Raw genomic sequence first — 22890 nt, forward strand, 5'->3', positions numbered from 1 at the left:
CCGAAGACCCCTACGTCAAAGGAGAACAGGTCGTGCCTCACAAGGTTAACGGCAAGGTCAGGGCGGGAGGTGCGGAGCTCGTCGCGCAGGCACGCGCCGGCGACCGCACCGCATTCGCCGCCCTCTACGTCGCCCATCGCGACGACGTGTTCAAGTTCCTCTACAACCAGTCGAGGAACCGGCAGCTGGCGGAGGACCTGACGCAGGACGTGTTCCTGCGTGCCCTACGCCGCCTGGAGACCTTCAACTCCCCCCGCTCCAGCGGCTTCGCGGGTTGGCTGATGGTCATCGCCCGCAACATCTACCTGGACCACGTGAAGCTGGCCCGTACGCGGCTGGAGACCCCGGTCAGTGAGATGGCCGACGGCGACCAGCGCGACCGGTCGGCCGAGTCGTCCGCGCTTCGGCAGCTGGACATCGCCGAGGCGGCGGAGACCGTCGCGGCCGCGCTGGCCGGGCTCACCCCGTACCAGCGTGAGTGCGTGCGGCTGCGGTTCCTGGAGGGTCTGTCGGTCCCGGAGACGGCCGCGCGGCTCGGTAAGGGCATCGGCGTCACGAAGACCGTCCAGTTCCGTGCGCTCCAGCAGATGCGGAGCACCCTCACCGCCGAGGCGGTGGCGGCATGACGGAGCAGATCGACTTCGGCTCGCTGGCACCCGCGTTGGCGTTCGTCGCCCGCCTTGCCGAGCTGCACCCGGGCCTTACGGCGCCGTCCCTGACCTTCAGCGGCATCTTCCCGAACCGGGTGAGCCTCTGCATGGACAGCGCCCCCGAGATCGAGGCGTGGCGCGAGGCCCTGCACATCCCCACCGAGAACGTCAACTTCAGCGTCGGCGCCGACGGCCAGATGCGGGTCGGTTTCGACGCCGAGGTCAGCGGTATCGAGTTCCACGCCTTCGCTCGGTTCGCCACCAAGCAGGAAGAGGCGGCAGCGTGAACAAGAACCTTCCCCACGCCGTCCGCGTGATCCGTGCGGCCCTGGCCTCCACCGGCAGCGACCCGGCGGCCGCCATCGCCCACGCGCTCAACGACGCCCGCCTCCTGGTCGACCCGGAGCGCTCCTTCGGTCGCGTGCTGTACCGCACGCCCGCCGGCGGATGGTCCGACCGGCCGCAGCCGAAGGCCGAGCTCACGGATCTGGAGCAGCAGGCACTCGCCTGGGACGAGTCGTGCGAGCGCGCCCGGCAGGTCGCTGCCGCCATCGAGGCGCAGATCGGCCAGCACCGCGAGTTCCAGAACGTGCAGGTCGACAAGGACCGGGTCCTGGTCGCGCTGCACATCACGGACCAGGCCCAGTGGGCGCAGTGGCGGCAGTACTTCGGGATCACACACGCCCAGGAGCAGTCGCTGCCGTACGCGGTGGCCGGGGACGGCTACCGGGACGGCGTCCGGGTGTCGGTCGTGGCCTATGACCTGCCGCAGGTGCAGGCCCGGGCCGCGCGGTCCGCGAAGCGCCCGTTCCAGCTCGGCGGGGTCGTGTACGACCTGGCGCTGCCGCAGCAGGACTCCGAGGGCGACATCTGGTTCTTCCAGGGTCAGCGGTCCGACGACGGCATGCCGATGCTGTCGGTCGACGGTCGGCCGGAGCGGTGCTCGCTCGCGAACATCGTGACTCAGGTCGGCCCGTTGACGCCCGTCACGGATGTGGCGACGCCCGTCACCGCGCAGGGCGGTGAGGTCGCATGAGGAAGCTGGTCGATCACGTCGCTATCGCCGCACGCTGCCGCGCCAACCCTGGCCAGTGGCAGGAGGTCGGTGAGTACAACTCCACGGAGTCCGCTGACGGCCTGGTGCGGCGCATCCGCACCGCTTACGTCCCACCGTCGCGTGCACGAGGGGCCCGAACGGTGTCTCCCTACGCCCCGGCCGGAGCCTTCGAGGCCACCCGTGTGCTGACGGAGTTCGGCGCCCGCGTGGAGGTCCGCTACGTGGGCTCGGACGACGAGGCCTGGAACGACGCGGTGGCCTCGTTGCCGGCCGCACCGACGACCCGCCGTGAGTACCTCCTCGCCGCTGTGGAGGCACACGGCGGCGAGGTCACCACCCAGGTCGCCGAGGAACTGATGACGGGCTCGCCGTGGCCCACCGCCGGCCGGAACACCCTCCGCAAGGACCTCCGTGGTCTGGCCCGCGACGGTCGGCTCACCGCGCAGGACCGTCCCCAGGACGGCCGCCGCGCCTACCGCTCCCCGGCCCTCGTGAAGGAGACGACCCGATGATCTCGAAGTTGGCCATGCTGGCGAAGAGGACGATCGAGGCCGCCTGGCTGAACGGGTCGTCGTACGACCTGGCGACGCAGGCCGCCGAGGCGCTGGAGTCCGCGCAGCTCCTCCAGTCGCCCGAGACGGCCGCCGAACTGGCGGCGCTGCGGGAGCGGCTCACGGCCGCGCCCGCAGCACTGCCGGCGGAGCAGCGTGCCGCCATCGCCGAGCTGGTCGGCGACGCGAAGCCCGCGACCGACCGCCTGCTGGAGCAGCTCGCAGAGTCCGTTCGTGACCGGCGAGAGCACAAGCACCCGACGTGGGAGGACCTGTTCTGCCTGAACCTCGTCTCGTGGGCGGGTGAGCGGATGGGACCGGTGCTGCGTCGCCTGCTGGACGCCGAGGCCCGGGTCGCCGAGCTGGAGGCGCAGGCAGGGACGAACTACTCCGCGAGGTGGGACTCGGTCCCTCTGGGTCAGTACACGAACCAGGCTGCGGCCCGGGAGCACTGCGAGGACCACGCTTGCCGGGACCTGCCCACCGCGACCTTCGACTGGATCGAGGACGAGGAGGACGGCGTCGCCGAACTCGTCGCCACGGTCAACGGGAGCGAGGGCCCGACCGGCTACACCGTAACCACCCTGGAGATCGCCTCCAAGTACGACCCGGAGGCGGACGAGTGAGCGCCTACAGCCGCGCCTTCCAGGCGCTCACCAGCGGCCGCGCCATGCGGCCTGACGAGGCCGCGGAGGCCCTCGCCGCCCTCCGCAAGGAGTACGGCGACGAGCTCGCGGACGCCCTCGGCCAGCACGCCACCGAGCACTACCGGCCGAAGCCCACGGATACCAAGGCCGACGACCGCCGCAAGCGCCGCGCGTACGGAGCCGTGATGCGCGCCGCCAACTTCGCCCGCGAGATCGCCGCCTCTCCCTTCCGAGCCACCATTCCGCCGCAGGGCGACACCACCAACCGGAGCACGTCATGACGACCTTCACCTTCGCCCCGGCGACCCGCGAGACCGCCCGGGCCCGCATCGGCGTTCAGGGCCCCGCCGGGTCCGGCAAGACCAAGACCGCCCTCCGCCTGGCGGAGGGCCTCGCCCAGGGCGGCCTCATCGGCGTCGTCGACACCGAGCGCGGCTCCGCCCTCAAGTACGCCCCCGTCCCGGGCCGTCCGGACATCGAGGCGCACGAGTTCGCGCACCTGCCGATGGCGTTCTGCTCCCCGGAGAACCTCATCGCCGCTGTCCGCGCCGCCGAAGAGGGACGGGTCGCCGTCCTCATCATCGACTCCTGGTCCCACTTCTGGGCGGGCAAGGGCGGACTCCTCGCCCGCGTCGAGGAGGAGGGCAAGAAGATCAACGGCGGCAAGTTCTCCGCCTGGGACCCGGTCAACAAGCTGGAGCAGGACATGCTCGACGCCCTGCTCGGCTTCCCCGGCCACGTCATCGTCACCATGCGGACGAAGACCGACTACGAGCTGAACAACGGCAAGGTCAAGAAGCTGGGCGTCAAGACGGTTCAGCGTGAGGGCGCCGAGTACGAGGTCGACGTCGTACTCGACATGATCGAGGGCACCGGCACCGTCACCAAGACCCGGTACACGCCTCTGGACGGCGCGTGCGTCCACCACCCCGGCCCGGAGTTCGCCGAGGCGATCCTGGAGCAGCTCGGCCAGGGCGTGGACCCGGTCCAGGTCATCGTGGACGAACTGGTCGCCGACAGCCTGACGTATGACCGGGCGCTGGAGCTGCACGGCCAGGCCAAGGCCCGGAACCTGCTCGGCGTCGACCTTCTGCACCCGAAGTCGGGGGAGCCCGCGAAGCTCGGGGACCTGATCCGGGAGTACGGGCAGGCCGTCAAGCCCGTCGCGACGGGCGTCACGAACGCCCCGTCGACCCCGTCGGTGCCGCCCGCCGGGCAGGACCAGGGCACCCCGCCGGCCACCCGGTCCGGCACCGAGCAGGACCAGGGCCCGACGCCCGTCACGGCCCCGCAGATGCGGATGATGCACGCGCTGTTCAACAAGCTGGACGTGAAGGGCCGCGACGACCGGCTCCGCGCGACCTCGCTGATCGTCGGTCGCTCGGTTGGCAGCGCGAACGAGCTCCTCCTGGACGAGGCGAAGACCCTCCTCGACACCCTCACGAACTACAGCGAGCGGGAGAACCCAGCGGACGAGTTCGCCGCGATGGTCCAGGGCCTGGAGGACGAAGACCTTTACTCCCGGGACGACGCCACCGACCACGCCGCCTGATTCACCACTGACCGCGGGCCCGCCCCGACTTCCCCCATGCGGGGCGGGCCCGCACCCCAGAAAGGAGGTGCACCACAGTGGTGAACCCCACCATCGAGCAGGCCGAAGCGGTCGACGCGTACGGTGACGGGCTGGACCTGGTCCTCCAGGCCGGCGCGGGCTGCGGCAAGTCCTCGACGCTCAAGATGATTGCCCGTTCCGACCGACGACGCCGGATGACGTACGTCGCCTACAACGCGTCCATCGCGGCCGACGCCCGCCGCAGCTTCCCGTCCAACTGCATGGCCAAGACCGGTCACGGCCTCGCCTTCGACCCGAAGTACGGCGCCCGCCTCAAGCGGCCCCGCCAGACCGCCCACCAGGCCGCGCAGGCCCTCGATGTCCGCTCGATCCTCGGCATCATCGGCGCCACACCCTCGATCCGCACGGACCTCGGCCACCAGAAGGCCATGACGTCCAAGATCATCATGCGGATGGCGTTGGACACCGTCACCCGCTTCTGCCACAGCGCCGACGACGAGATCACCGCCCGGCACATCCCGCACTACGACGGCCTGACCAAGAAGCAGGCCCGCGCCGAGCTGGAGAAGCTCGTCGAACCCGTCGCCCGGGCCGCATGGGAGGACCTGAAGCAAGACGACTCCGTCCTCAACCTCAACCACGACCACTACCTGAAGATGTGGGCCCTCTCCCGGCCGACCATCCCGACGGACGTGGTCCTCCTCGACGAGGCACAGGACACCAACGACGTCCTCTCCGCCGTGCTCCTGGCCCAGGAGCACGCGCAGCGCATCGCCGTCGGCGACTCCGCCCAGCAGATCTACGGCTGGCGCGGCGCCAACGACGCCCTGCAGAAGTTCATCCGCGAACTCGGCTGCCCGGAACTCACCCTGTCGCAGAGCTTCCGGTTCGGCCCGGCCATCGCCGCCCGCGCCAACATCTGGCTCCGCCTCATCAACGCCCCCCTCCGCCTCACCGGCTGGGAGGCCGCCGAGTCCACCGTCGGCCCGCTCGACTCCCCGGACGCCATCCTGTGCCGCACGAACGCGGGCGCCATGGGCATCGTCATGGAGGGCTTGGCCGCCGGCCGCAAGGTCGCCCTCGTCGGCGGCGGCGGGGACATCAAGAACCTGGCCTGGGCCGCCGAGGCGCTCCAGGGTGGACGCCCCACCGACCACCCCGAGCTGTGTGGCTTCGCGTCGTGGCACGACGTGCGCCAGTACGCGGCTGAGGAGGACGGCTCCCTTGAGGTCCTGGTGAAGCTCATCGATGAGCACGGCCCGGACCGGATCGTGGCGGCCGCCGACGGGCTGTGCTCGGAGGCCCAGGCCGAGCTGGTGGTGTCGACCGCGCACCGGTCGAAGGGCCGCGAGTGGCCGGCAGTCCGGATCCACGCGGACTTCCGGGCGCCCAAGCCGGATGAGGACACCGGCCTGGTAGTCCTGCCGCGCGAGGAGGCTCGCCTGGCCTACGTCGCGGTGACCCGGGCGCGCGAGCAGCTCGACGACACCGCTCTGGCTTGGGTGCGCGACGTGACGGCGGTGAGCGAATGAAGCCCACCGACACCGTTGTCCCCGGCACCCACGCCGGCCGGGCCCGGGAGTGGATCTCGGTGACCACGGTCGCCGTCCCCACGGTGTGGCTGGCGACCGCCGACGGCCTGGTCCTGCTCGACCTCCTCGCCATCGAGCTGACGGTCAACGGCTGCCGCACGGGCGACTGGATGCTCACCGGGCCCGAGGCGGCCTACGCAGCGGACGTCCTGCTCAGGCTCCGCACGGACCGCATGCGGATCGCGCAGCTGATCGGACGCGACTACCGGACTCTCCGCAACTGGTTCCCTACGGACGACACGCCCCTGGCCGAGGCCCTTCCGCGAATCGGGAAGCGGTCCGCGCTCCAGATCGAGGCTGAGTCAGCCCGGCCGGCCGCGCCCTGCGGCTCGTACTACGGCGCCCAGCGGCACAAGCGCCGCAAGGAGCCGTTGTGCGGGCCGTGTCGGTGGGCCAAGAACGCGGCGAATCGGCACTACCGACGGCACGGCACCTACGTAGGCGCCCCGGAGTACACCGGGGCGGCCTCGTGACGCCCGTCAGCGACGCCAGTCGCGTTTCCACCACCAGCACGAATCCCCTTCCGCACGGAGGCCCCGTCATGACTCGAGAGTGGGAGTTGAGAGCCGCCTGTAAAGGCGTGGACCCGGAGGTCTTCTTCAAGCCGCAGGCGATTGGCCTGGCCCGGCAGACCTGCGACGGGTGCCCGGTGCGGATGGAGTGCCTGGAAGCGACCCTCGTCCGTGAGGCCGGGGTGGCGAAGGAGTTCCGTACGGGCCTGGTCGCCGGCCTGACGGGCAAGCAGCGCTGGAAGATCACCCAGCAGCGCAAGGCCGCCGCCAAGGCGAGCGAGAAGCCGCCGGTGAAGAAGCCCCAGCCGAAGAAGAGCACCCGTCGGTGGAACGTCGCGCCATGCGGGACCCGGGCCGCGTACCAGCGGCACGTGCGCAAGAAGGAACCCATCGACGCCGCCTGCCGGGAGGCGAACGCCGCGGGCAAGCGCGAGCACGCGCGGACGGGGTCCACGCAGGTCCCGGAATCCCAATGAGCACCGGTGGCCTGGCGGATGAGTACGGCCGCCGGGCCACCGGCCAACACCACCCCTAGGAGACAGCACGTGGGCAGCCGCCTGTACGTCGAGGTGCTCGACTACGCACCGACGACGCTGACGCACCGCGAGAAGCTTGCGCTCTCGGTGCTGGCGGACGATGCCCGGGACTCCACACGGATCACGTGGTCCTCGGTGGAGTCCGAGAAGACCCTCCGCCGCGCGCAGGTATCGCGCCCCCAGATGTACGAAGTGATCAAGGCGCTGGTGAAGAAGGGCGTCCTCGAGAAGGTCACGGCCGGCCAGAAGAACGGCACAGCGAAGTACCGGATCCTACCGCTTCAGTGTCCGGAACTCCCGGACACTGACGACGACACCCAGAGTCCGGATTCTGCGGACACTGACGACTCTCAGCGTCCGGGAACTCCGGACCCTGGACCCGAACTTGAGGGTCCGGGATTCCCGGACCCTGACCCGGCTCAGCATCCGGAAACTCCGGACACTGACCCAGAACCCCAGTGTCCGGAGAACCCGGACACTGACGAGTCTCAGTGTCCGGAAACACCGGACGTCAGTGTCCGGGAATCCCGGACACCTACTCTCTCTCCTCTCTCTACAAGACCTCTCTCGTTCGGGGACTCGCCGTCGTCGACCGAAGGTCACGACTACGCGCAAGACGAAGTCCTCGAGGGCGAGCCCGTCGACGACGCCGAGGCGCCGATCACCGCACAAACCATCGTGAGCGAGTGGCTGGAGCGGTGCACCACACGGCCGCCCTCCCGAGTCATCGGCCAGCTCTCCAAGGAAATCCGGATCCTCCTCGATGAGGACCGCATCCACCCCGACTGGATCCGCCGCGGCATCGCCCTGTGGATGGCCAAGGGCCTCCACCCCTCGACGCTCGCCAGCGTCGTCAACGAGGCCATGAACGCCACCGCCGCACCCGCGAGCGCTCACCCCGGCCAGCAGCCCGCCGGCGGAACCGTCTTCGACCGCGCCCGCGCCCGCGTCGCTGCCCGCACCGCAGCACGCCAGGAAGGAGCAGCACCGTGACCGAAGAAGAAGCCGTCCAGATCGCCGAGTACGTCGCCGCCGCCTGCCCCGCGCAGAAGTTCGGCGAGTTCACCCCCGACGTCTGGGGCGAGATCCTCGCGCCGTACGCCGTCGACGAGGCCCGCGCGGCCGTCATCGCGGTCGCCCGCCGCCAGCCGTTCATCTCCCCGGCCGAGATCGTCGCCGAGGTCAAGGCCCGTCGCGCCGAGCGCATCGAGCTGGCGAACATCGTCTACGACGGCAACCCGCTGGAGACCGGCGCCGAGTCCGCCGCAGCGATCCGGGAGATCATCCGAGCCGCTGGAGACGGCCTCACAGGCCCCAGCAGCATCCGGGCGTCCCTCGGGGCCAGTGATCGCCTCGCGCTGCCGTCAGGCGCCGATCACGGCCCGTACGCAGGTCGCGCAGCTGCCGCCCGCGCCGCCATCGGCAAGATGCCCGCCGACCGCGACCCCACCGTCGACCCCCGCGGCCGAGCCTGCCGCCGCTGCGAAGCCGCCCCCGGCAGCAGCTGCACCGCGCGCGGCCGCCGCCTCCAGGACGTCCACCCCATCCGCCTGGAAGACACCCGGCGTACGGCCGCCGGCCTGCCACTCCTCGACCTGGACGCCGACGAGGCCCGCATCAAGGCCGCTGCCGCCGCCGCTCTCGCCCGCAACCACGACCAGGAGCAGGAGGCCGAAGCGTCATGAGCCATCCGCCCCGCCGACGGCCGCCCTACCGGTTCCCTCAGATGGCCGTGCAGTGCCGCTGGTGCCGTGCCCATGTCGGCGAGCTGTGCACCAACCACCGCGGCACCACGGCCCGCCGCGCAGACACCCACGACACCCGCCTCCTCGACTGGGACAGGGTCATGTCAACCCGGTGCCCCGAGCGGATCTGCCAAGCCATCCCCCACCAGCCCTGCACCCTCACCCCCGACCTCCACACCGCCCGCATCACCGCGGCCCTCACCCCCACCACCACGCCATGAAGCAACTCGCCCCGTGCCGAGACTGCCGCCGCCCCGTCCTCTGGACCACCACCGAAGCCGGAAAGCGCCTCGCCGTCGACCCCGAACCCAACCCGGCCGGGAACGCAGCCGTCTGGCGCGACGGAACCAGCGCCGTACGGTCCCGCCGGCCCTCAGTCGAGCTCCCCCTGAACGGCTGGGAGCGCCTGTACATGCCGCACGTCGCCACCTGCCCCACCCACGCCCAGCAGCTCGCCCTCCCGGCCAGCGTGACCAGCCTCGCTGCCCATCGTCGAAAGAGACGACCCCGATGAAGTGCCGCTACTGCCCCCGCACCCTCCGGACGAAGGAGTCCCGCGCCCGCGGATACGGCCTGGTGTGCGGCCGGAAGCTCGGCCTCATCCCCCCGCCGGCACCACGCCGCCGCCAGCCGCCCGCGCCCGTGACGGCCGTCACGACGCCCGGCATCCACCCCGACCAGACCAGCCTCCCCATCCAGCCGACCCTCCCTCAGGAGTGACCGTGCACTACGACGGCCACCACACCGCCCCCAAAAACTCCGGCAGACGAAGCGCCGCCCTCGAAGCCGCCCAGCGCCTGGTCGCGCTCGGCCACCACGTCCACTACGTCGCCAGCAACGAAAACCGCTGCCTCAGCGGCCACTGCCCCACGGAGAACCGATGACCGGACCCGAGCACTACCGCGCAGCCGAACGCCTCCTCTCCGAAGCCAGCTTCGAGAGCATCACCGGCAACCCCGTGACCCGCGACGGGCACCCCAGAACCCCCGAGGCCAAGGCCGCCCTGATCGCGCAAGCCCACGTCCACGCTCAGCTCGCCGCCGTCGCAGCCCGCGTCTCCGTCCAGCCCCTGGCGGGCGACCCCGACAGCCGCGGATTCGGCGAGGAGGACTGGGACGAGTGGCAAGAGGCCTTCCACTCGACCCGCAAGCCCAGCACCACCGACAAGGAGAACTGACCGCATGTCTCTGCCCACCATGACCGGCGTCGGCCGACTCACCGCCGACCCCGAGATGTCCTTCACCCAGTCCGGCAAAGCCGTGGCGAACGTCTCGCTCGCCTTCAACAGTCGCCGCCTCAACGCCCAGACCCAGCAATGGGAAGACGGAGACGTCTTCTTCATCCGTGGCTCCGTCTGGGAGCGCCTCGCCGAGAACGTCGTCGAGACCCTCGCCAAGGGCATGGAGGTGATGGTCACCGGCGAAATCCGCACCCGGTCCTGGGAGAAGGACGGCCAGAAACACGAGCGACCGGACCTGTTCATCCGCTCCATCGCGCCGAACCTCGCCTTCGCCGTTGCTCAGGTCTCCAAGGACGCTGCGAGCCAGCAGAACGGCCAAGGCGGCCAGCGCCCCGCCCAGGGACAGCAGCGCCCCCAGGGGCAGACCCAGGGCCGCTCGGGACCGCCCCCGCAGGACGACCCCTGGGCCGTCGACAAGGCCAAGGGCTACAGCGACGAACCCCCGTTCTGATGCGCACCATCACCGTCGCGCTCCTCGCCGCAGCACTCCTCACCGGATGCAGCGACACGGACCGCCTGCCGACCCCGGCGCCGCAAGCGCCACCGGCCCTGCCGTCCGAACGGAGCTGACATGGCCGTCGTTGTACGCCTGACGGGCCCTGCCGACGTCGCCGAGATCGTCGAAGCGCTCGTCGCGGCCGCCGAAGCCAAGGAAACCGACGCCCCCGAACTCGCACTCCGCTGGCGCTGGCTCGCCAACGACATCGGCGACGCCCTCGACCAACTGCCCGCCCCAACAACCGCCGAGGACGACCAGTGACCGACCAGCCGTACACCGATGACGACCTCCGCGCCGAGGCCGTCAAGTACACCAGCGACGAATGGGACTCCCTCGCCATCAGCGAGGACCTGAGCGAACGGGACCCCTGGCGCAGCCTCGGCCCCGACCAGTTCAAGATCGCATGCGGCAAGGTCGTCGACCTGGCCACCGAGGCCCTGGACCTCTCCACCTGGGCCGTGAACCTCGGCGCTGACGGACTCCAAGCCACCGACCACACCGTCCAGCTCGGCGTTGACCCCGGCGACGGAGACCGCCCCCGCGTCCGCCTGCACTTCGCCTTCCACCCCGACATGCCCGACGCCGACCGCGACCACTTCGTCATGGCGCTGTCCAAGGTCGTGCTCCGCAACCTCTGAATCCAACCGTCAGCACCACCCGGACAAGGGGCCCCACGCAGGGACCCGCCTCGGACACCACACCGGAGGCACCCCATGTCCATGCCACGCTGGCTCCGAAGGAACCAGGAACCGGAACCGGTTCGCCCCCAGTTCCCGCGTCACGCGCGCGGTACAGACGGAGACGTCACGCCGATCGGTGACCCGGTCGCGATCCTGTCGCGGGCCCTGACCGACGCACAGGAGGAAGCCGCGCGGTGGAAGCGCCACGCGGACACCTACGACACCGAGCGCGCCGAGGCCACGGCGCTGAGCCACCAGTACTGCGACGACGTCGAGCGCATCACCAAGGAGCGTGACGGCGCGTACCGCGAGCGCGCGCAACTCCTCGCCTGGCTCACCGCGCTGCACCCGTCATCGGCCGTCATCACCCCAGCCTCCGACATCGACGAGGACGGCTGGCACCTGCTGTACCTCGTGGCCGGCGGCTGGCAGATGTCCTGGCACATCGCCCCGCGCGACGTCCCCCTGTTCCAGCACGTGGAGCTGGTGGAGACGGCGGACCCGCGTGCGCGCTGGGACGGGCACGGTACGGAGCAGAAGTACCAGCGGATCCGGCAGCACGTCCGGCTCCTGGCACTCGAGGACGCCCCGGTGACGGGCGTCATGACGGAGCTGGAGGCGCACAGTGCCTGAGCCCCGCCTCTTCCACCTCCAGCGCGACCACGACGTCTCCGGCGTGTCCGGCACCGGCCGCGTAGCCGACGGCGTGCTCTGGCCCGACGGCACCGTGGCCATCCGCTGGCGCGGCGGCCGTCCGTCGACCGTGCACTGGGACCGCCTGGTCGACGCCGAGCACGTCCACGGCCACCAAGGCGCCACCCGGATCGTCTGGGCCGACGAACGGCCCACGCCCGATCACGACGCCGTCCTCGTCGACCAGCACGGCCAGCTCTGGGGCGAATACCAGACCAGCCCGCCCTCCCACGGCGACGCGATCCTCCGCCTCGTCTGGGAGGTCGCCGAGTGCAGCTCCAAGCGGGAGCTCGAAGACCGGGGCGTCGAGTTCCGCCTCATCGGCTGGAGCAAGTAGCCGCAGTGGCCGGCCGCCCGCGCTCGAACCGCGGGCGGCCGCTTCCCAGATCACACCACACCACCGGGAGCAGAAACCCGTGACCAACATCGCCTTCGTGGACTGCGAAACCACCCACCTCGACGCCGAGATCGGCGAGGCCTGGGAGGTCGCCATCATCCTGCGCGAGCAGGACGGCCAGGAGCACACCGACACCGAGTACTGCTGGCAGATCCGCCCGGACCTGATCAGCTTCGACCCCGAAGCGCTGCGCATCGGCCGGTTCGAGGAGCGCTTCGCGGTCCCGCCGCACGCCGAGGCCGCCTTCACCGCCCACGAGAGCGGGCACGTCACGCCCATGACCCGACGCGAGGCCATCCTCGCCATCACGAACGTCCTCTCCGGCGCCGTGCTCGTCGGCTCCAACCCCGGCTTCGACGAACGGCACCTGCGCAAGCTCCTCGGCCCCGGCGCCGCCCAGTGGCACTACCGGCCCTACGACATCGTCCAGCTCGCCGCCGCGAAGCTCGGCGTGTACGCGGCCGGCCCGCTCCCGTGGCGGTCGCACGCCCTGTCCCGCGCGGTCGGTGTCGAGCCGCCGAGCGAGGAGGCCGCGCACACCGCGCTGGGGGATGCACGGTGGGCCCGGGATGTGTTCGACGCCGTCATGACGGTCCCGGAGAAGTTCCCGCTGTCGTGGGAAGGCCGCGCGAAGCACGCCATCGGTCTGTACACCCGGACCGTCATCGAGCTCGAGGACGCACGCCGCGACCTCCGCAGGGCCCAGGCCGAACTTGCCGAGGAGAAGGCCAGCCACGACCCGCGCCTCCGCTGCCTCCTCATCAAGGCCGCGCCCGACCGCGATCAGTACGTCGGCTGGTCCACCTCCTGCGACATGCCAGCCGGAGTGTGGTCCCGCGAGACGGCATTGGAGTACGGCTTCCCCGCCTCCCGCCTGGACCGCGCCGACCGCACCGGCACCTCCTCCCACATCGGCGACGGCGCCTGGGACGACAAGGGGTTCATCGCCGAGCAGCGCGGTTGGCTCCGCCGCGACCTCATGGGCGACTACGCCGTCGAGTACCTCCTCGGCGACCGGGAGGCGGCGTACGCACTGCTGGAGCCGCTCGACAGCGGCCCCGCCGATGACCCGTCACAGCCCGTCAGCGTAGGCGAGACGCCGTGCACCTGCACCGTCGGCGAGGCCTGCGCCCAGTGCCCCGACGAGCAGCCGGCCGAGGCATGCGGGAAGTGCAAGACGCCCTTCGACCCGGTCGACACCCGCTTCGACGGCGCCGCCCGCTACGCCCAGACGCCCTACTGCGGTCGCTGCGTCGACGCCTGCCACGACACCGAGATCGCGGATCACCGGTGCGTGATCTGCCAGTGAGCAGCAGCACGGCCGCCCCTGAGCGGATCAGAGGCGGCCGCGGTCCCGACCATCTCACAACCACCAGGAGCCACACCATGAGCCACCGGCCGACCGGGCCCGCATGCGGCAACAACCCGCACCACCCGCTGACCGACGGCGACCGCCAGGCCGTCGCCGACTTCAAGGCGTACCTCGCCGACCGGGCCGCTCTACGCGACCGCATCGCCGAGGCGCTACTCGATCACCTGTCGCGCACCGCAGACATTCGCACCGGCCGGAACGGTGACCTCGCGTTCATGCCGGAGGTCACCGACGCCGAGCGGATGCGTATCGCCGACGCGGTGCTGGCCGTGCTGCCGCCGCCCGTGTCCCGGGCCGACGTCCTCCGCGAAGCCGCGGACATCGTCGGCAACGACGACACCTGCGACTGCGGCGGCTGCGACTCGTGCGTACCGAACGCGCGCGCCGCCGAGCTGCGCCGCATGGCCGACGAGGCCCAGCCCGCGCCGAAGCCCCTCCTCACCCTGGCCACGCCCTGCGCGGTCTGCACCCACCCGTACAACTGGCACCAGGGCGGCGTTTGCCAGGCCGGCGCCGAGACGAACCGCTGCGGCTGCATCGCCTTCGCCCCGGCAGAGCAGCAGGACGGGGCGCAGCGATGAGCGCGTCGCAACTCGCCCTCCACATCACCGGGACGCCACCTGCACCCGAGAAATGGGGAGTCGTCGTCGACGAGGCCCGGCTCTACAGCATCGGCGGCAGCCCCACCGAGTGGTGGACCGCCAGTGCCGCACAGTTCCACCGCACCGGACGCCTCCGACACCTCACCACGCTCATCATCGGCGGCAGCGTCGAGATCGGCCCCTTCGACCGCGAGGACGCCGACTTCGCCCGAGACCACCTGATCGCCAACGGGGTGCGCCCGGAGTTGGCGACCATCCGGCGCTGGACCGAGCAGCCGCACCTTTCGGGCTGCCGCAAGACCGCGCCGTGCCGCCTGTGCACGCCGACCGCCGCCGGGGCGCAGCAGGAAGGGGCCCGGTCGTGATCGCCGAAGCCATCGACACCGTCATCACCCTCGGCTGGGCCCTGTTGGGCTGGATCATCGTCCTCGCCATCGTCGGGACCATCGTCATCTTCACCGCGCTCGCCACCGGCGCCTACGCCGGACGCGGCCTGTGGCGCGCGGCCGGCCGACCCGCCTGGGCCCGCAGCCGACTTCGGGCACGTCTCGCTGCCCGCCGGGCCCGGCGCGACTACGAGGAAGCCGCGTGATCGGCCACATCCTCGGCGGCGCCATCGCCGGCGCCTGCCTCATCTCCGCTGCCCTGCTCGGCCTCGGCCGGGCAGGGCGCGCCCTCCGCAACCTCACCCGAAGGAACAGCCAGTGACACACCGAACCGACGCCGAGGGCAGCATCCACGCAGCCCGCGACACGCTCGCCGAGCTCGAAGGCCGACGCACTCCCACCGACATCACCATCGCCAACGCCGCCCGGGCCCAGGCCATCGCAACCGCCGCCGTGGCGCAGGCGCTCCTCGCGATCAACGACACCCTGGCGGCCACGCAAGCGAACGGCAGCCAGTCGTGATCGCCGACGCCTACGCCCCCGCCGTCCTCGCCTTCACCTTCGGCATCACCGTGGGCTGGTGCTGGGGCCACGCCACCGCCCGCATCCGCCACGTCCCCATCGGCGCCACCCAGGCCCAGGACGACGCCGTGCTGTGGGCCCACGACCGGGCCCGGGCCGAGGACCTCCTGGCCCAGCTCGGCGACACCGACGTCGACAGCGACGACGGCGAGTCCCCCTTCGGCTGGCGTGAGCTGCCGGAGCCCAACCGCGAATCCCGGCGCGCGGCCGCGCGCGCAGCACGGAGGACGAAGTGACCGAGCCTCAGCCCGACTTCAGTAGCCCCATCGCAGGCCGCGTCGAGGTCCGTACGCCGTGCCCACATTGCCCACCACCCGCGATGATCCCGCGCACCCTGCTGGGCAAGCACCTGCGCGACATCCACGGTGACCCCGCCAACTCCCCGCTGCGCGACCTGATCGCCGCCGCCATCTACGAGCACAACCAGCCGCTTTGCCGTTGGACCGACGCCACCCAGCACAACCGGGACGACTACCGAGCCCAGGCCGACGCGGTCCTGGCCGTCATCCTCCCCAGTGCCCGCATCACCGCCACCCTCGCCCGCATGTCCGAAGCCGACGTCCAGCGCGTCATCGACCTGTACGAGCGGTGGGTGAAGGCCGGACCGCCGCCGCTCGGCACGTCCATGTCCCGCTGGTGGGACGAGCGCCTGGTCGAGCTACGCGCCGCGATCCACCCGCCCGAGACCGACGACGCAACCACTCCGACCACGTCGCTCATCCCGCAGGACCGCGCACTGGAACGCGTCGAGGCCCTCGCCTACCGATGGGAGACCGCCCTCCCCGCCGACCTGCCGTACGCCCGCAGCCTCCGCGCCGCCCTCGCAGGCCCCTCGGAGCCGTCATGACGGCCCGTCTGGAGGTCCTTGGCGACGACGGCGAGTGGCACGAGGTGCCCGGCGTTGCCTCCGTCGAGCTGCACGCCGAGGAGCCCGACCCCCGGCCCGGACCGGAGCCGCTCCCCACGGCCCAGCTGATCGAGGGCTTCATGGAGTGGGGCCGGCAGGCTGCGCGGCAGTACGCGCGGGTGGCCGACGAGATCATGCGCACGGTCAACGGAGCAGTCGCCGCGGCAGAGACGTACGAGCGGGCACGAAGGGCTTGCTCCGACCGGCCTGCCTGGCAGTCCCCCTACGGACCGCCGAGGAGGCGCTGACTATGAGCGACAACACCGTGGCCGCGATCGTCATCATCTGCGTCACCGCGATCATCATCGCCCGCATCTGGGCCTCCACGAAACGCAAGTTCCCGCGCTGAGCAACGACGAAGGGCGCGCCCACGAACTCCCCAGCTCCACGGCACGCCCCTCAGGTGGAGATCAGCCTACGCCCCACCAAGCACACGGAGCGCACGATGACCACCACCCTCACCCCGCCGCCCGTCTGCGGAGCCTGCAACCACCACCGCGACGACCACGACACCCGCAAGGGCCACTGCACGACCTGCGCGGCCGACTGTGCGTACCGGCCGCCCCGCGCCCTCGCCTGCGGCCACTGCTTCGAGGAGCGCGGCCAGGAAGTCCACCCCCACCCCCAGTGCCCCGTCGGCCACCTGGAGACCGTCATCGACCGCTGGCCCGCCCTGCAGGAACGCGCCGGCACCCGCCCCGCCACCAGCTGGCCCCCCGCCATGGGCATCACGCGCCTCATGTCAGACGAGGAGCGCCAGGAGCTCGCCGAGGAACGCGCCGACACCAACCCCGACGCGCCCGGGCCACGGCCAGCGCCCGTCGACGTCGGCGTCCTGGACGTCATGACGACCGTCGAGACTGGACTCGTCACGGCCGCGGACTGGCTCGCCTCCCGCATCCAGCGCGAACCGGTCACGGCCCCGGCCGGGAAGGGCTGGGGCGACGAGGCGCACAAGGCTGCCGTGCTCCTGGCCGCGAAGGACGCCGCGGACCCGGGCCGGTGGCGGTTCACCGGGCAGCGCACCGCTCCGACGGCCGCGGCCTGGCTCGCCGCCCGCCTCGCTGCCCGACCCGGCCCCTGCCGGCCGCTCGACGACGGCGAGCGCGGAGCCATCGTCGAGGTCGCCCGCATGGCCAGCGAACTCGTGGGCCGCTCCCTTGGCGACGCGCGCCGAGTGGAGGACGTGCCGCACCCGTGCCCGCAGCCGTGCGGCGGTCAGCTGGTCGTCGAAGGCGGAGATGGGGCACCGCCCGTCGTGCGCTGCACAAGCCCAGGATGTGGTCGCACATGGACGGAGTCGGAGGCGTCGAGTGACGCCGCATGACGGGGCCCCACAGCAACAGCGGTGCGACGTCCCCGTGCCCGATCACTCCTCGGACGGCGCGCGTCTGTACCCCTGCGGCTGGCGCTGCGACACGCACGCGCCACGCCCGCGTGACGCCCGTCAGCCCGGCCCGTCGTTGAACCCGTAGCACCACCCGCGCACCACGCGGTACCGTCATGGACGGCAGATGCCCCCCGTAGGGCGTCACCCTCCACAAACAGTGCGAGCCCCGGCAAGGAGACTCCAACTCCCGCCAGGGCTCTGACCACAGGAGAGTGACCTCCTATGGCTGAGCTGCACCCTAGTGCGCCCATCGCCACCTACGACACCCCGACCCCCCGATGGGTCTCCCTCCTCACCGACTTCGGCCGACCCGTCGTCGCCGCCTGGGTCATGATCATGTGCGCCCCCGGGGAACACCACCTCGGCAAGCTCGCCGGATGGAACGACACCCTCGCCTGGGGCATGGCCGGAGTCCTCGCCGCCTACGCCGGTATCGCGGCCGCCGTCGCCACCAAGCGCCCCAAGGGAGCCCCCGGCAAGTTCTCCGCCGTCGCCGGCGCATGGCTCTCCCTCGCCGCGGCCATGTCCGCGCAGCCCGTCAGCCACATGTTCGTGACCGGGCACTGGATCGCTGAGCCGCGCCCGCCCGTGTGGCTGGTCGTCACCGTCTCCTGCATCCCGCCGCTGGTGCTCGGACACCTTCTGCACCTCGCCGCGACGCCCGTGCGGGTGAAGGCCGTGACGCCCGTCGCCACCCAGGAGCAGCAGGAGACGGCCCCCGTCACGCCGTCGCCCACGCCCGTCGAGCCGCCCGCGGCCGCGCCCCGGCACCCGGTCGTGCCCGCAGGGGCGCAGCTCCTGCCGATCACCACCAGGCCCGTCGCCCAGGCCCCGACCCCGCCGCACCTCAGCGCGCCGATCAAGTACGACGACCCGCGGTGTGAAGCGATCCGCCCGCTGTACGACACCGGCCTCCGCCCCGGCACCAAGGCCATGCGCGCCGCGATCATCGCCGCCGGATTCGCCGACTGCTCCGACGGCATCATCCGCGGCACCCTGCGCGCCGAGATCGAGCGCCACGAGCCGCACCTCGCGCAGCTCCCGCCCGCGCCCGTCGCCTTCAGCGCCTGACCCGCACCATGTCCGCCGTGCTGTTCGGCGTGTTCTGTGCTGCGTGCGCGCTGCTCGCGCTCGCCGGTCTGGCCCTCGTGGTCCCTCGCGACGTCCCCAAGATCAGCGGGACGTGCGCCTTCGTCGTCACCCTCGCCGCGCTCGGCGTGGCCGTCCTCCGCTGAAGGACCCCATGAACTTCGTGACGTACGGCGGTGTCACCGTCGGTCTCATTCTCCTCTGCTACGAACTCACCCTCTGGTGGCCAGGCCTCAACGGCCTGAAGAAGGACCCCATCAGGCAGGCCGCCCGGCTCCTGCCGTTCCTCCTGTCGTGGGCGTACGGCTGCCTCACGACCCTGGGCATCGCTGGGCTGATCGGCACCGCGTCCAGCTCCGTCCTGGGCCTGTCCAACTGGCTCGGGGACGCCGCGCTGTTGTGGGGCGTCGGAGAGCAGCCCGGCCAGCTCGCTGCCCGTGAGACCTTCACCCCGCTGTCCGGGCCGGGGGCGTGCCTAGTGCTGATCCTCACCGCCGTGCTCATCGCCGCCGTGAAGAAGGCGGGCGACGAGACGCGCGGCGAGCTGAAGCGGGGCGTCTGGTGCGGGATCACCCTCGGCACCAGCGCGGGCGTGGCCGGTTTCGCTGCCGTCCCTCTCGCGCAGGCCGCGAACTGGATCGGCGATCACGTCTACGAGGCGGCCTGATGGGTGCGCCCGAGGAAACCGAGGAGCGCAGCACGGCGGCCGGCGGCTGCGTCCTGGTCGTGCTCGGTGGGGTGCCCCTCGCGGTGTGCTGGGCCGTGTCGGACGTGGCGGGTGTCCTCGCTGTGTGGGTGGTAGGCGTGGCCGCACTGTGGTGGTCCGCCCGCCGCCGAATGTCCGATTCGTCCGCCACTCCCCCACCGGAGGAGGGGCGCCCCTCCTGCCACGAATGTGCAGGTCACACGCTTATCCGCGTGACCCCTTCTCAGAGCCAGAAGGGGATGTTGATCTACACCACCGCACCTCCGGACCGGCCGAACCACACCCACGTGCACGTCGTCCACGACGTCGCCGAGACGAACGCATAGACCCCGGGGCGGCCCGCGCCTGCCAGCTACCGGCCGCCCCGGTCCCATCCCAACGAAGAGACAGGAGCGCCATCATGGCACTCGGATTCCCCAGACCGATCAAGAAGGACGACCCCCGGCTGCAGGGCCACGAGACGGACTACCAGGGGTCGCGCGGCGGCTGGCTCAAGCCCGCCAAGAAGACCACCCCCGCCAAACCGAAGAAGGGATGATGGCTGCATGAGCGAGCGTGTGAAGGTCAAGGTGCTGCTGCTGTTCGGCGACGACGCCGAGATCGTGGCCGACGTGCCGGCGGACGAACGCGATGAGCCTGCCCGCTACCCGGCGGCGGACGTCGCTGCGGCTGTCGGACTGGCCCCGGAGGAGTTGCCCGGGAGGACGCTGACGGCCGTTGTCGGGCCGGGTGATCGCCTGTCCGGTTGGCGTCTGGCCTAACGGCTGGTCACGGCCCTGGTCCGCGTCCTGGATCAGGGCCGTTCCCTTCCCCAGAAGTGTTGCCTTTCAGTGCACCACTGTGCCACAATAGACACGTAAGCGGGAACGGGCCGCCAACCCGGACCCACCACCCACAGGTCGAAAGGACCGACATGGCCGACGAACACGACAAGAGCATCGAGCAGCTGGCGATGGATCTCGCCGTCAGCTACGCCGAGATCGCCACCGCCCTGCGCCACCTGCCCATCCCGATCAGGCTCCCCGAGGGCCTGGTCCAGCCGAAGGAGGCTGTTGAGGGCATGATCCGCGCGCTGGAGCTCATGGACTCCGAGCCGGTCCCCGAGGGCGTGCGGCTGGACTTCCAGGTGGCTTGCACCTCCTGGCTCAACACGGAGGACCTCTTCCGCCTTGAGATCGTCAAGCCCAGGCCGTACCGGGTCGCCGGAGCGACGCTCTGCCTCCTGACCGCCTCCGAGGCGATCATCCAGGCGATGGAGTGGCTGGTCGAGAACCAGGAGTAACCGAACACAACGCCCCCGGCAGCCAGCCGGGGGCGACCCCATTACAAGATCAGAGATGACGTGACCGGCAGGCCCGAGCCGAAGCCCAGACACCCCGAAGGGTGCTCGCCAAAACCTGCCGGTCCCACCCAGCCGAAAGGCCGGTAACACCATGGTAAAACCCCCCGCCGAGGGCGAGACCCTCCGCGAGATCGCCGCCCGCCACGGCCGCGCCTACAACACCCTCCGCAACCAGTGGTCCCGGCACCCCGACTGGCCCGACCCCCTCCCCGAGAAGCGCGGCCGCTCGTACGTCTACGACCCCGCCGCCGTCGACCGCGTCATCGCCCAGCACTTCGCCCGCGAGGCCGCCAAGCTGGAGCCCCGCCGCCTCTACACCGCCCGCGAGATCGAGGCCCTGACGGGCGTCACGGCCGCGACGATCCGCGCCGACGTCACCCGGGGCCGGTGGCCGGCGCCCGACGACACGGCCCAGCGCGCCCATCGTTGGTACGGCGAGACCGTCACGACGGCCCTGACGGCCCGTCGCGGCTACCGACGTAGCGCGGAAGGATGAGCCGGTGACCGAGGAACTGGTGCAGTGGCTCGGCGAGCAGGAGGCCGGGTTGCAGGAGTTCGACGAGATGGACGTGGTCCGGTCCTCATTGATCGAGTGGCGTGGCAGCGGGCCTGACGTCTGGACGCACTAACCGGCCTGCCGCGTCGCTCAAGGGCCGAAGGGGGCAGGGCCGCTGCCCTGGATGCGCAACTCCGCGGAGTCAGCGTTGAAAGTGCCTGCGATGAAGACGCCTGAGCGTTCCTCTCCAATCCTCAGCGCAGTCGTGTCGTCTTCGTTGAAGATCGCCCAGGCTGCTCCCTCGTCCTCGGCAATGATCGTGCCGCTCCACTCCTTAAGGAAGCCATCCGTGGCGATTGCGAGATCAGCGGTCACGGGGTACTCGGTGCCACCAGCAATCGCCGTGGCGGGTCCCTGGTATGTCGTCATGGCGCAATGATGGCCGACGTACCTCGGTCGCGTCCTCCAGGCCGGGTGCAGGGGGCGGCGGGCCCGACCCGACGGGTGGACGCACTGAAGTGGCGTAGGACACACGCGGTGTGGGCCTTCGGCGCAGACGGCCGGCCCCGACCCGGGCCAGCATCCACGCATGACACCCGATGACGCTTTCGCCGACCTTCACCACAGGATCTGGCTGTCCGGCAACGTCTTCCCGTCCTGGGTGGTGCCGAGCGCCACGGGCCACCACGTCGCGCTCATCAGCCAGCGGCCATTCGACCCGGACCGTCTGGTGGTCGCTCTGGTGGTGCGGGCCGAGACTCTCACGCCGCTGGTGAACGCGGACCTCCTCCGGCTCGGCGAGCCTGAGGAGATCCCAGAGTTCGAGGGTCGAATGGGGTTTCGGTGGGAACCGGGCTTCGCGGGATGCAGGGTGATGATGCCCTAGGCGGTACGCCCGAGGTCTGGACGCACTGACGGGCGGGGCGTAGCGTCGTGCGTCACCGGGAGGGGGCACACCTTCCTGCCTCGGCCCCTCCGGCCCCGTACCCCTGGGCTGGAGGGGCCGCATGCTGCCCGGGCGGGGTGCGTAGTCCCGCGCCGTCCGGACGCTGCATCGGCTACCGGGCCGCCGCCCTCAGGATGCCACCGAAGCACCGCTCCCCGGCCGGGCAGCCACACGAAAGCGTCACAGAAGCGCCACAGCCGCAACACGTCACGATACGCAGCGAGATGATGCCCCCTCAGCAACCGCCAGGGGGAACCATGCGCATCCGCCACACAGCCTTCGCCGTAGCCATCGCTGCGCTCACGCTTACCGCCTGTTCCGGCACCGACACCGACGCGAAGCCGAAGGGGTCAGCGAGCAAGCCGGGACTCACTCAGCAGGAAAAGGACGAGCTACTGAAGGACGCCGGCATCCCCCCAGAGCCGACCGGCGCGGACCGTGCGGAACTGCTCAGCGCGCTCGCAGAGATCAACCCGGACATCGTGAAACACGAGGACAAGGCGATCGGCGCCGCACAGAACCAGTGCGGCGCGATCAACCGTGACGGCTCGCGCCTGGACCACTGGGCCGCCGAGCGGTTCACCTACCGGGACGTCACGACGACGGAAGCTCAGGGAAAGCGGATTAACCAGACCCTCCGGAGGCTCGGCTTCTGCAAGGTGTGACGTAGTTGCATCCCGGGGCCGCATGATCCATCCTG

General features: G+C 71.1%; 41 protein-coding genes. 40 read left to right on the plus strand and 1 reads right to left on the minus strand.

Going from position 1 to position 22890, the window contains the following annotated elements; all coding sequences use genetic code 11:
• Positions 1–32 precede the first annotated feature (32 nt).
• The 38 genes from IO24_RS0120340 (at position 33) to IO24_RS47205 (ending at position 21377) form a co-directional block, all read left to right on the plus strand.
• The gene (locus IO24_RS0120340; protein WP_045296000.1) at positions 33–626 is read left to right on the plus strand and encodes an RNA polymerase sigma factor; all 594 of its coding nucleotides are present in this window, start codon (positions 33–35) and stop codon (positions 624–626) included.
• Entirely contained in the window at positions 623–937 is a 315-nt protein-coding gene (locus IO24_RS0120345; RefSeq protein ID WP_031137590.1) for a hypothetical protein, read from the plus strand. The genes IO24_RS0120340 and IO24_RS0120345 overlap by 4 nt, the downstream gene beginning before the upstream one ends.
• Complete coding sequence (locus IO24_RS0120350) at positions 934–1686, plus strand: BN159_2729 family protein (RefSeq protein ID WP_051905957.1); 753 nt, start codon at positions 934–936, stop codon at positions 1684–1686. The genes IO24_RS0120345 and IO24_RS0120350 overlap by 4 nt, the downstream gene beginning before the upstream one ends.
• Entirely contained in the window at positions 1683–2219 is a 537-nt protein-coding gene (locus IO24_RS46625; RefSeq protein ID WP_234335179.1) for a hypothetical protein, read from the plus strand. The genes IO24_RS0120350 and IO24_RS46625 overlap by 4 nt, the downstream gene beginning before the upstream one ends.
• Positions 2216–2884 (plus strand): hypothetical protein, encoded by a 669-nt coding sequence (locus IO24_RS42145; RefSeq protein WP_051905958.1) that lies wholly within the window; start codon positions 2216–2218, stop codon positions 2882–2884. The genes IO24_RS46625 and IO24_RS42145 overlap by 4 nt, the downstream gene beginning before the upstream one ends.
• A complete protein-coding gene (locus tag IO24_RS0120370; protein WP_031137593.1) occupies positions 2881–3186 on the plus strand; it encodes a hypothetical protein in 306 nt (101 codons plus the stop codon). Before IO24_RS42145 ends, IO24_RS0120370 begins: the two co-directional genes overlap by 4 nt.
• Entirely contained in the window at positions 3183–4457 is a 1275-nt protein-coding gene (locus IO24_RS0120375) for an AAA family ATPase (RefSeq protein WP_051905959.1), read from the plus strand. The genes IO24_RS0120370 and IO24_RS0120375 overlap by 4 nt, the downstream gene beginning before the upstream one ends.
• A gap of 77 nt (positions 4458–4534) precedes the next feature.
• Positions 4535–6010, plus strand: coding sequence for a UvrD-helicase domain-containing protein (locus IO24_RS0120380; RefSeq protein WP_338055559.1), 1476 nt, complete (start codon positions 4535–4537; stop codon positions 6008–6010).
• Entirely contained in the window at positions 6007–6543 is a 537-nt protein-coding gene (locus IO24_RS0120385) for a hypothetical protein (protein WP_031137596.1), read from the plus strand. Before IO24_RS0120380 ends, IO24_RS0120385 begins: the two co-directional genes overlap by 4 nt.
• A gap of 68 nt (positions 6544–6611) precedes the next feature.
• The gene (locus IO24_RS0120390; protein WP_037668083.1) at positions 6612–7058 is read left to right on the plus strand and encodes a WhiB family transcriptional regulator; all 447 of its coding nucleotides are present in this window, start codon (positions 6612–6614) and stop codon (positions 7056–7058) included.
• Between the two features lie 69 nt (positions 7059–7127).
• Positions 7128–8111, plus strand: coding sequence for a hypothetical protein (locus IO24_RS0120395; RefSeq protein ID WP_031137598.1), 984 nt, complete (start codon positions 7128–7130; stop codon positions 8109–8111).
• Positions 8108–8803 (plus strand): hypothetical protein, encoded by a 696-nt coding sequence (locus IO24_RS0120400; RefSeq protein ID WP_031137599.1) that lies wholly within the window; start codon positions 8108–8110, stop codon positions 8801–8803. Before IO24_RS0120395 ends, IO24_RS0120400 begins: the two co-directional genes overlap by 4 nt.
• A complete protein-coding gene (locus IO24_RS0120405; protein ID WP_031137600.1) occupies positions 8800–9084 on the plus strand; it encodes a zinc finger domain-containing protein in 285 nt (94 codons plus the stop codon). Before IO24_RS0120400 ends, IO24_RS0120405 begins: the two co-directional genes overlap by 4 nt.
• 289 nt (positions 9085–9373) lie before the next feature.
• The gene (locus tag IO24_RS0120410; RefSeq protein WP_031137601.1) at positions 9374–9583 is read left to right on the plus strand and encodes a DUF6011 domain-containing protein; all 210 of its coding nucleotides are present in this window, start codon (positions 9374–9376) and stop codon (positions 9581–9583) included.
• A gap of 2 nt (positions 9584–9585) precedes the next feature.
• On the plus strand, positions 9586–9747 hold the full coding sequence (locus IO24_RS45245) for a hypothetical protein (protein WP_157851278.1): 162 nt from the start codon (positions 9586–9588) through the stop codon (positions 9745–9747).
• Positions 9744–10040, plus strand: coding sequence for a hypothetical protein (locus IO24_RS0120420; protein ID WP_031137602.1), 297 nt, complete (start codon positions 9744–9746; stop codon positions 10038–10040). Before IO24_RS45245 ends, IO24_RS0120420 begins: the two co-directional genes overlap by 4 nt.
• Before the next feature lie 4 nt (positions 10041–10044).
• Positions 10045–10554 (plus strand): single-stranded DNA-binding protein, encoded by a 510-nt coding sequence (gene ssb, locus IO24_RS0120425; RefSeq protein ID WP_031137603.1) that lies wholly within the window; start codon positions 10045–10047, stop codon positions 10552–10554.
• Positions 10555–10674: 120 nt separating this feature from the next.
• On the plus strand, positions 10675–10863 hold the full coding sequence (locus IO24_RS40880) for a hypothetical protein (RefSeq protein WP_037668086.1): 189 nt from the start codon (positions 10675–10677) through the stop codon (positions 10861–10863).
• Positions 10860–11240, plus strand: a complete 381-nt coding sequence (locus tag IO24_RS0120440; protein WP_031137604.1) for a hypothetical protein — start codon at positions 10860–10862, stop codon at positions 11238–11240. The genes IO24_RS40880 and IO24_RS0120440 overlap by 4 nt, the downstream gene beginning before the upstream one ends.
• A 75-nt stretch (positions 11241–11315) precedes the next feature.
• Positions 11316–11915 carry a hypothetical protein gene (locus tag IO24_RS46015; RefSeq protein ID WP_199808816.1) on the plus strand — a complete coding sequence of 200 codons (600 nt, stop codon included), beginning with the start codon at positions 11316–11318 and terminating at the stop codon, positions 11913–11915.
• On the plus strand, positions 11908–12312 hold the full coding sequence (locus tag IO24_RS46630; protein ID WP_234335178.1) for a hypothetical protein: 405 nt from the start codon (positions 11908–11910) through the stop codon (positions 12310–12312). The genes IO24_RS46015 and IO24_RS46630 overlap by 8 nt, the downstream gene beginning before the upstream one ends.
• 79 nt (positions 12313–12391) lie before the next feature.
• Complete coding sequence (locus tag IO24_RS0120455; protein ID WP_031137607.1) at positions 12392–13681, plus strand: 3'-5' exonuclease; 1290 nt, start codon at positions 12392–12394, stop codon at positions 13679–13681.
• Between the two features lie 77 nt (positions 13682–13758).
• The gene (locus tag IO24_RS40890) at positions 13759–14325 is read left to right on the plus strand and encodes a hypothetical protein (RefSeq protein ID WP_037668088.1); all 567 of its coding nucleotides are present in this window, start codon (positions 13759–13761) and stop codon (positions 14323–14325) included.
• Positions 14322–14711: a hypothetical protein gene (locus IO24_RS0120465; protein WP_031137608.1), complete on the plus strand. Its 390-nt coding sequence runs from the start codon at positions 14322–14324 to the stop codon at positions 14709–14711. The genes IO24_RS40890 and IO24_RS0120465 overlap by 4 nt, the downstream gene beginning before the upstream one ends.
• On the plus strand, positions 14708–14938 hold the full coding sequence (locus IO24_RS0120470) for a hypothetical protein (RefSeq protein WP_031137609.1): 231 nt from the start codon (positions 14708–14710) through the stop codon (positions 14936–14938). Before IO24_RS0120465 ends, IO24_RS0120470 begins: the two co-directional genes overlap by 4 nt.
• Before the next feature lie 112 nt (positions 14939–15050).
• The gene (locus tag IO24_RS0120480) at positions 15051–15254 is read left to right on the plus strand and encodes a hypothetical protein (RefSeq protein ID WP_031137610.1); all 204 of its coding nucleotides are present in this window, start codon (positions 15051–15053) and stop codon (positions 15252–15254) included.
• Positions 15251–15550: a hypothetical protein gene (locus tag IO24_RS0120485; protein WP_031137611.1), complete on the plus strand. Its 300-nt coding sequence runs from the start codon at positions 15251–15253 to the stop codon at positions 15548–15550. Before IO24_RS0120480 ends, IO24_RS0120485 begins: the two co-directional genes overlap by 4 nt.
• Before the next feature lie 83 nt (positions 15551–15633).
• The gene (locus IO24_RS0120490) at positions 15634–16161 is read left to right on the plus strand and encodes a hypothetical protein (RefSeq protein ID WP_031137612.1); all 528 of its coding nucleotides are present in this window, start codon (positions 15634–15636) and stop codon (positions 16159–16161) included.
• Entirely contained in the window at positions 16158–16469 is a 312-nt protein-coding gene (locus IO24_RS0120495; RefSeq protein WP_031137613.1) for a hypothetical protein, read from the plus strand. The genes IO24_RS0120490 and IO24_RS0120495 overlap by 4 nt, the downstream gene beginning before the upstream one ends.
• A 197-nt stretch (positions 16470–16666) precedes the next feature.
• The gene (locus IO24_RS42150) at positions 16667–17548 is read left to right on the plus strand and encodes a hypothetical protein (protein ID WP_052686592.1); all 882 of its coding nucleotides are present in this window, start codon (positions 16667–16669) and stop codon (positions 17546–17548) included.
• Positions 17549–17833: 285 nt separating this feature from the next.
• Entirely contained in the window at positions 17834–18682 is an 849-nt protein-coding gene (locus IO24_RS0120510; protein WP_051905961.1) for a hypothetical protein, read from the plus strand.
• Between the two features lie 17 nt (positions 18683–18699).
• A complete protein-coding gene (locus tag IO24_RS45710) occupies positions 18700–18846 on the plus strand; it encodes a hypothetical protein (protein ID WP_167551623.1) in 147 nt (48 codons plus the stop codon).
• A gap of 8 nt (positions 18847–18854) precedes the next feature.
• Positions 18855–19367, plus strand: a complete 513-nt coding sequence (locus IO24_RS0120520; RefSeq protein WP_031137616.1) for a hypothetical protein — start codon at positions 18855–18857, stop codon at positions 19365–19367.
• 439 nt (positions 19368–19806) lie between these two features.
• The gene (locus tag IO24_RS45250; RefSeq protein WP_157851279.1) at positions 19807–19944 is read left to right on the plus strand and encodes a hypothetical protein; all 138 of its coding nucleotides are present in this window, start codon (positions 19807–19809) and stop codon (positions 19942–19944) included.
• Between the two features lie 7 nt (positions 19945–19951).
• On the plus strand, positions 19952–20167 hold the full coding sequence (locus IO24_RS0120535; RefSeq protein WP_031137618.1) for a hypothetical protein: 216 nt from the start codon (positions 19952–19954) through the stop codon (positions 20165–20167).
• A gap of 152 nt (positions 20168–20319) precedes the next feature.
• Positions 20320–20688: a hypothetical protein gene (locus tag IO24_RS0120540; protein WP_031137619.1), complete on the plus strand. Its 369-nt coding sequence runs from the start codon at positions 20320–20322 to the stop codon at positions 20686–20688.
• 151 nt (positions 20689–20839) lie between these two features.
• The gene (locus IO24_RS0120545; RefSeq protein WP_031137620.1) at positions 20840–21244 is read left to right on the plus strand and encodes a helix-turn-helix transcriptional regulator; all 405 of its coding nucleotides are present in this window, start codon (positions 20840–20842) and stop codon (positions 21242–21244) included.
• A gap of 4 nt (positions 21245–21248) precedes the next feature.
• On the plus strand, positions 21249–21377 hold the full coding sequence (locus IO24_RS47205) for a hypothetical protein (protein WP_267886814.1): 129 nt from the start codon (positions 21249–21251) through the stop codon (positions 21375–21377).
• Between the two features lie 17 nt (positions 21378–21394).
• On the opposite strand, the gene IO24_RS0120555 is transcribed toward IO24_RS47205, so the two are convergent.
• Positions 21395–21673 carry a hypothetical protein gene (locus IO24_RS0120555; protein WP_031137621.1) on the minus strand — a complete coding sequence of 93 codons (279 nt, stop codon included), beginning with the start codon at positions 21671–21673 and terminating at the stop codon, positions 21395–21397.
• A 160-nt stretch (positions 21674–21833) separates the two neighbouring features.
• Here IO24_RS0120555 and IO24_RS0120560 point away from each other — a divergent pair, with 160 nt between their 5' ends.
• On the plus strand, positions 21834–22130 hold the full coding sequence (locus IO24_RS0120560; RefSeq protein ID WP_031137622.1) for a hypothetical protein: 297 nt from the start codon (positions 21834–21836) through the stop codon (positions 22128–22130).
• 317 nt (positions 22131–22447) lie between these two features.
• Positions 22448–22855 carry a hypothetical protein gene (locus IO24_RS0120565; protein ID WP_031137623.1) on the plus strand — a complete coding sequence of 136 codons (408 nt, stop codon included), beginning with the start codon at positions 22448–22450 and terminating at the stop codon, positions 22853–22855.
• The last annotated feature ends 35 nt before the right edge of the window (positions 22856–22890 follow it).

The sequence above is a fragment of the Streptomyces flavovariabilis genome (genome assembly GCF_000725785.1).
GTDB lineage: Bacteria > Actinomycetota > Actinomycetes > Streptomycetales > Streptomycetaceae > Streptomyces > Streptomyces hawaiiensis.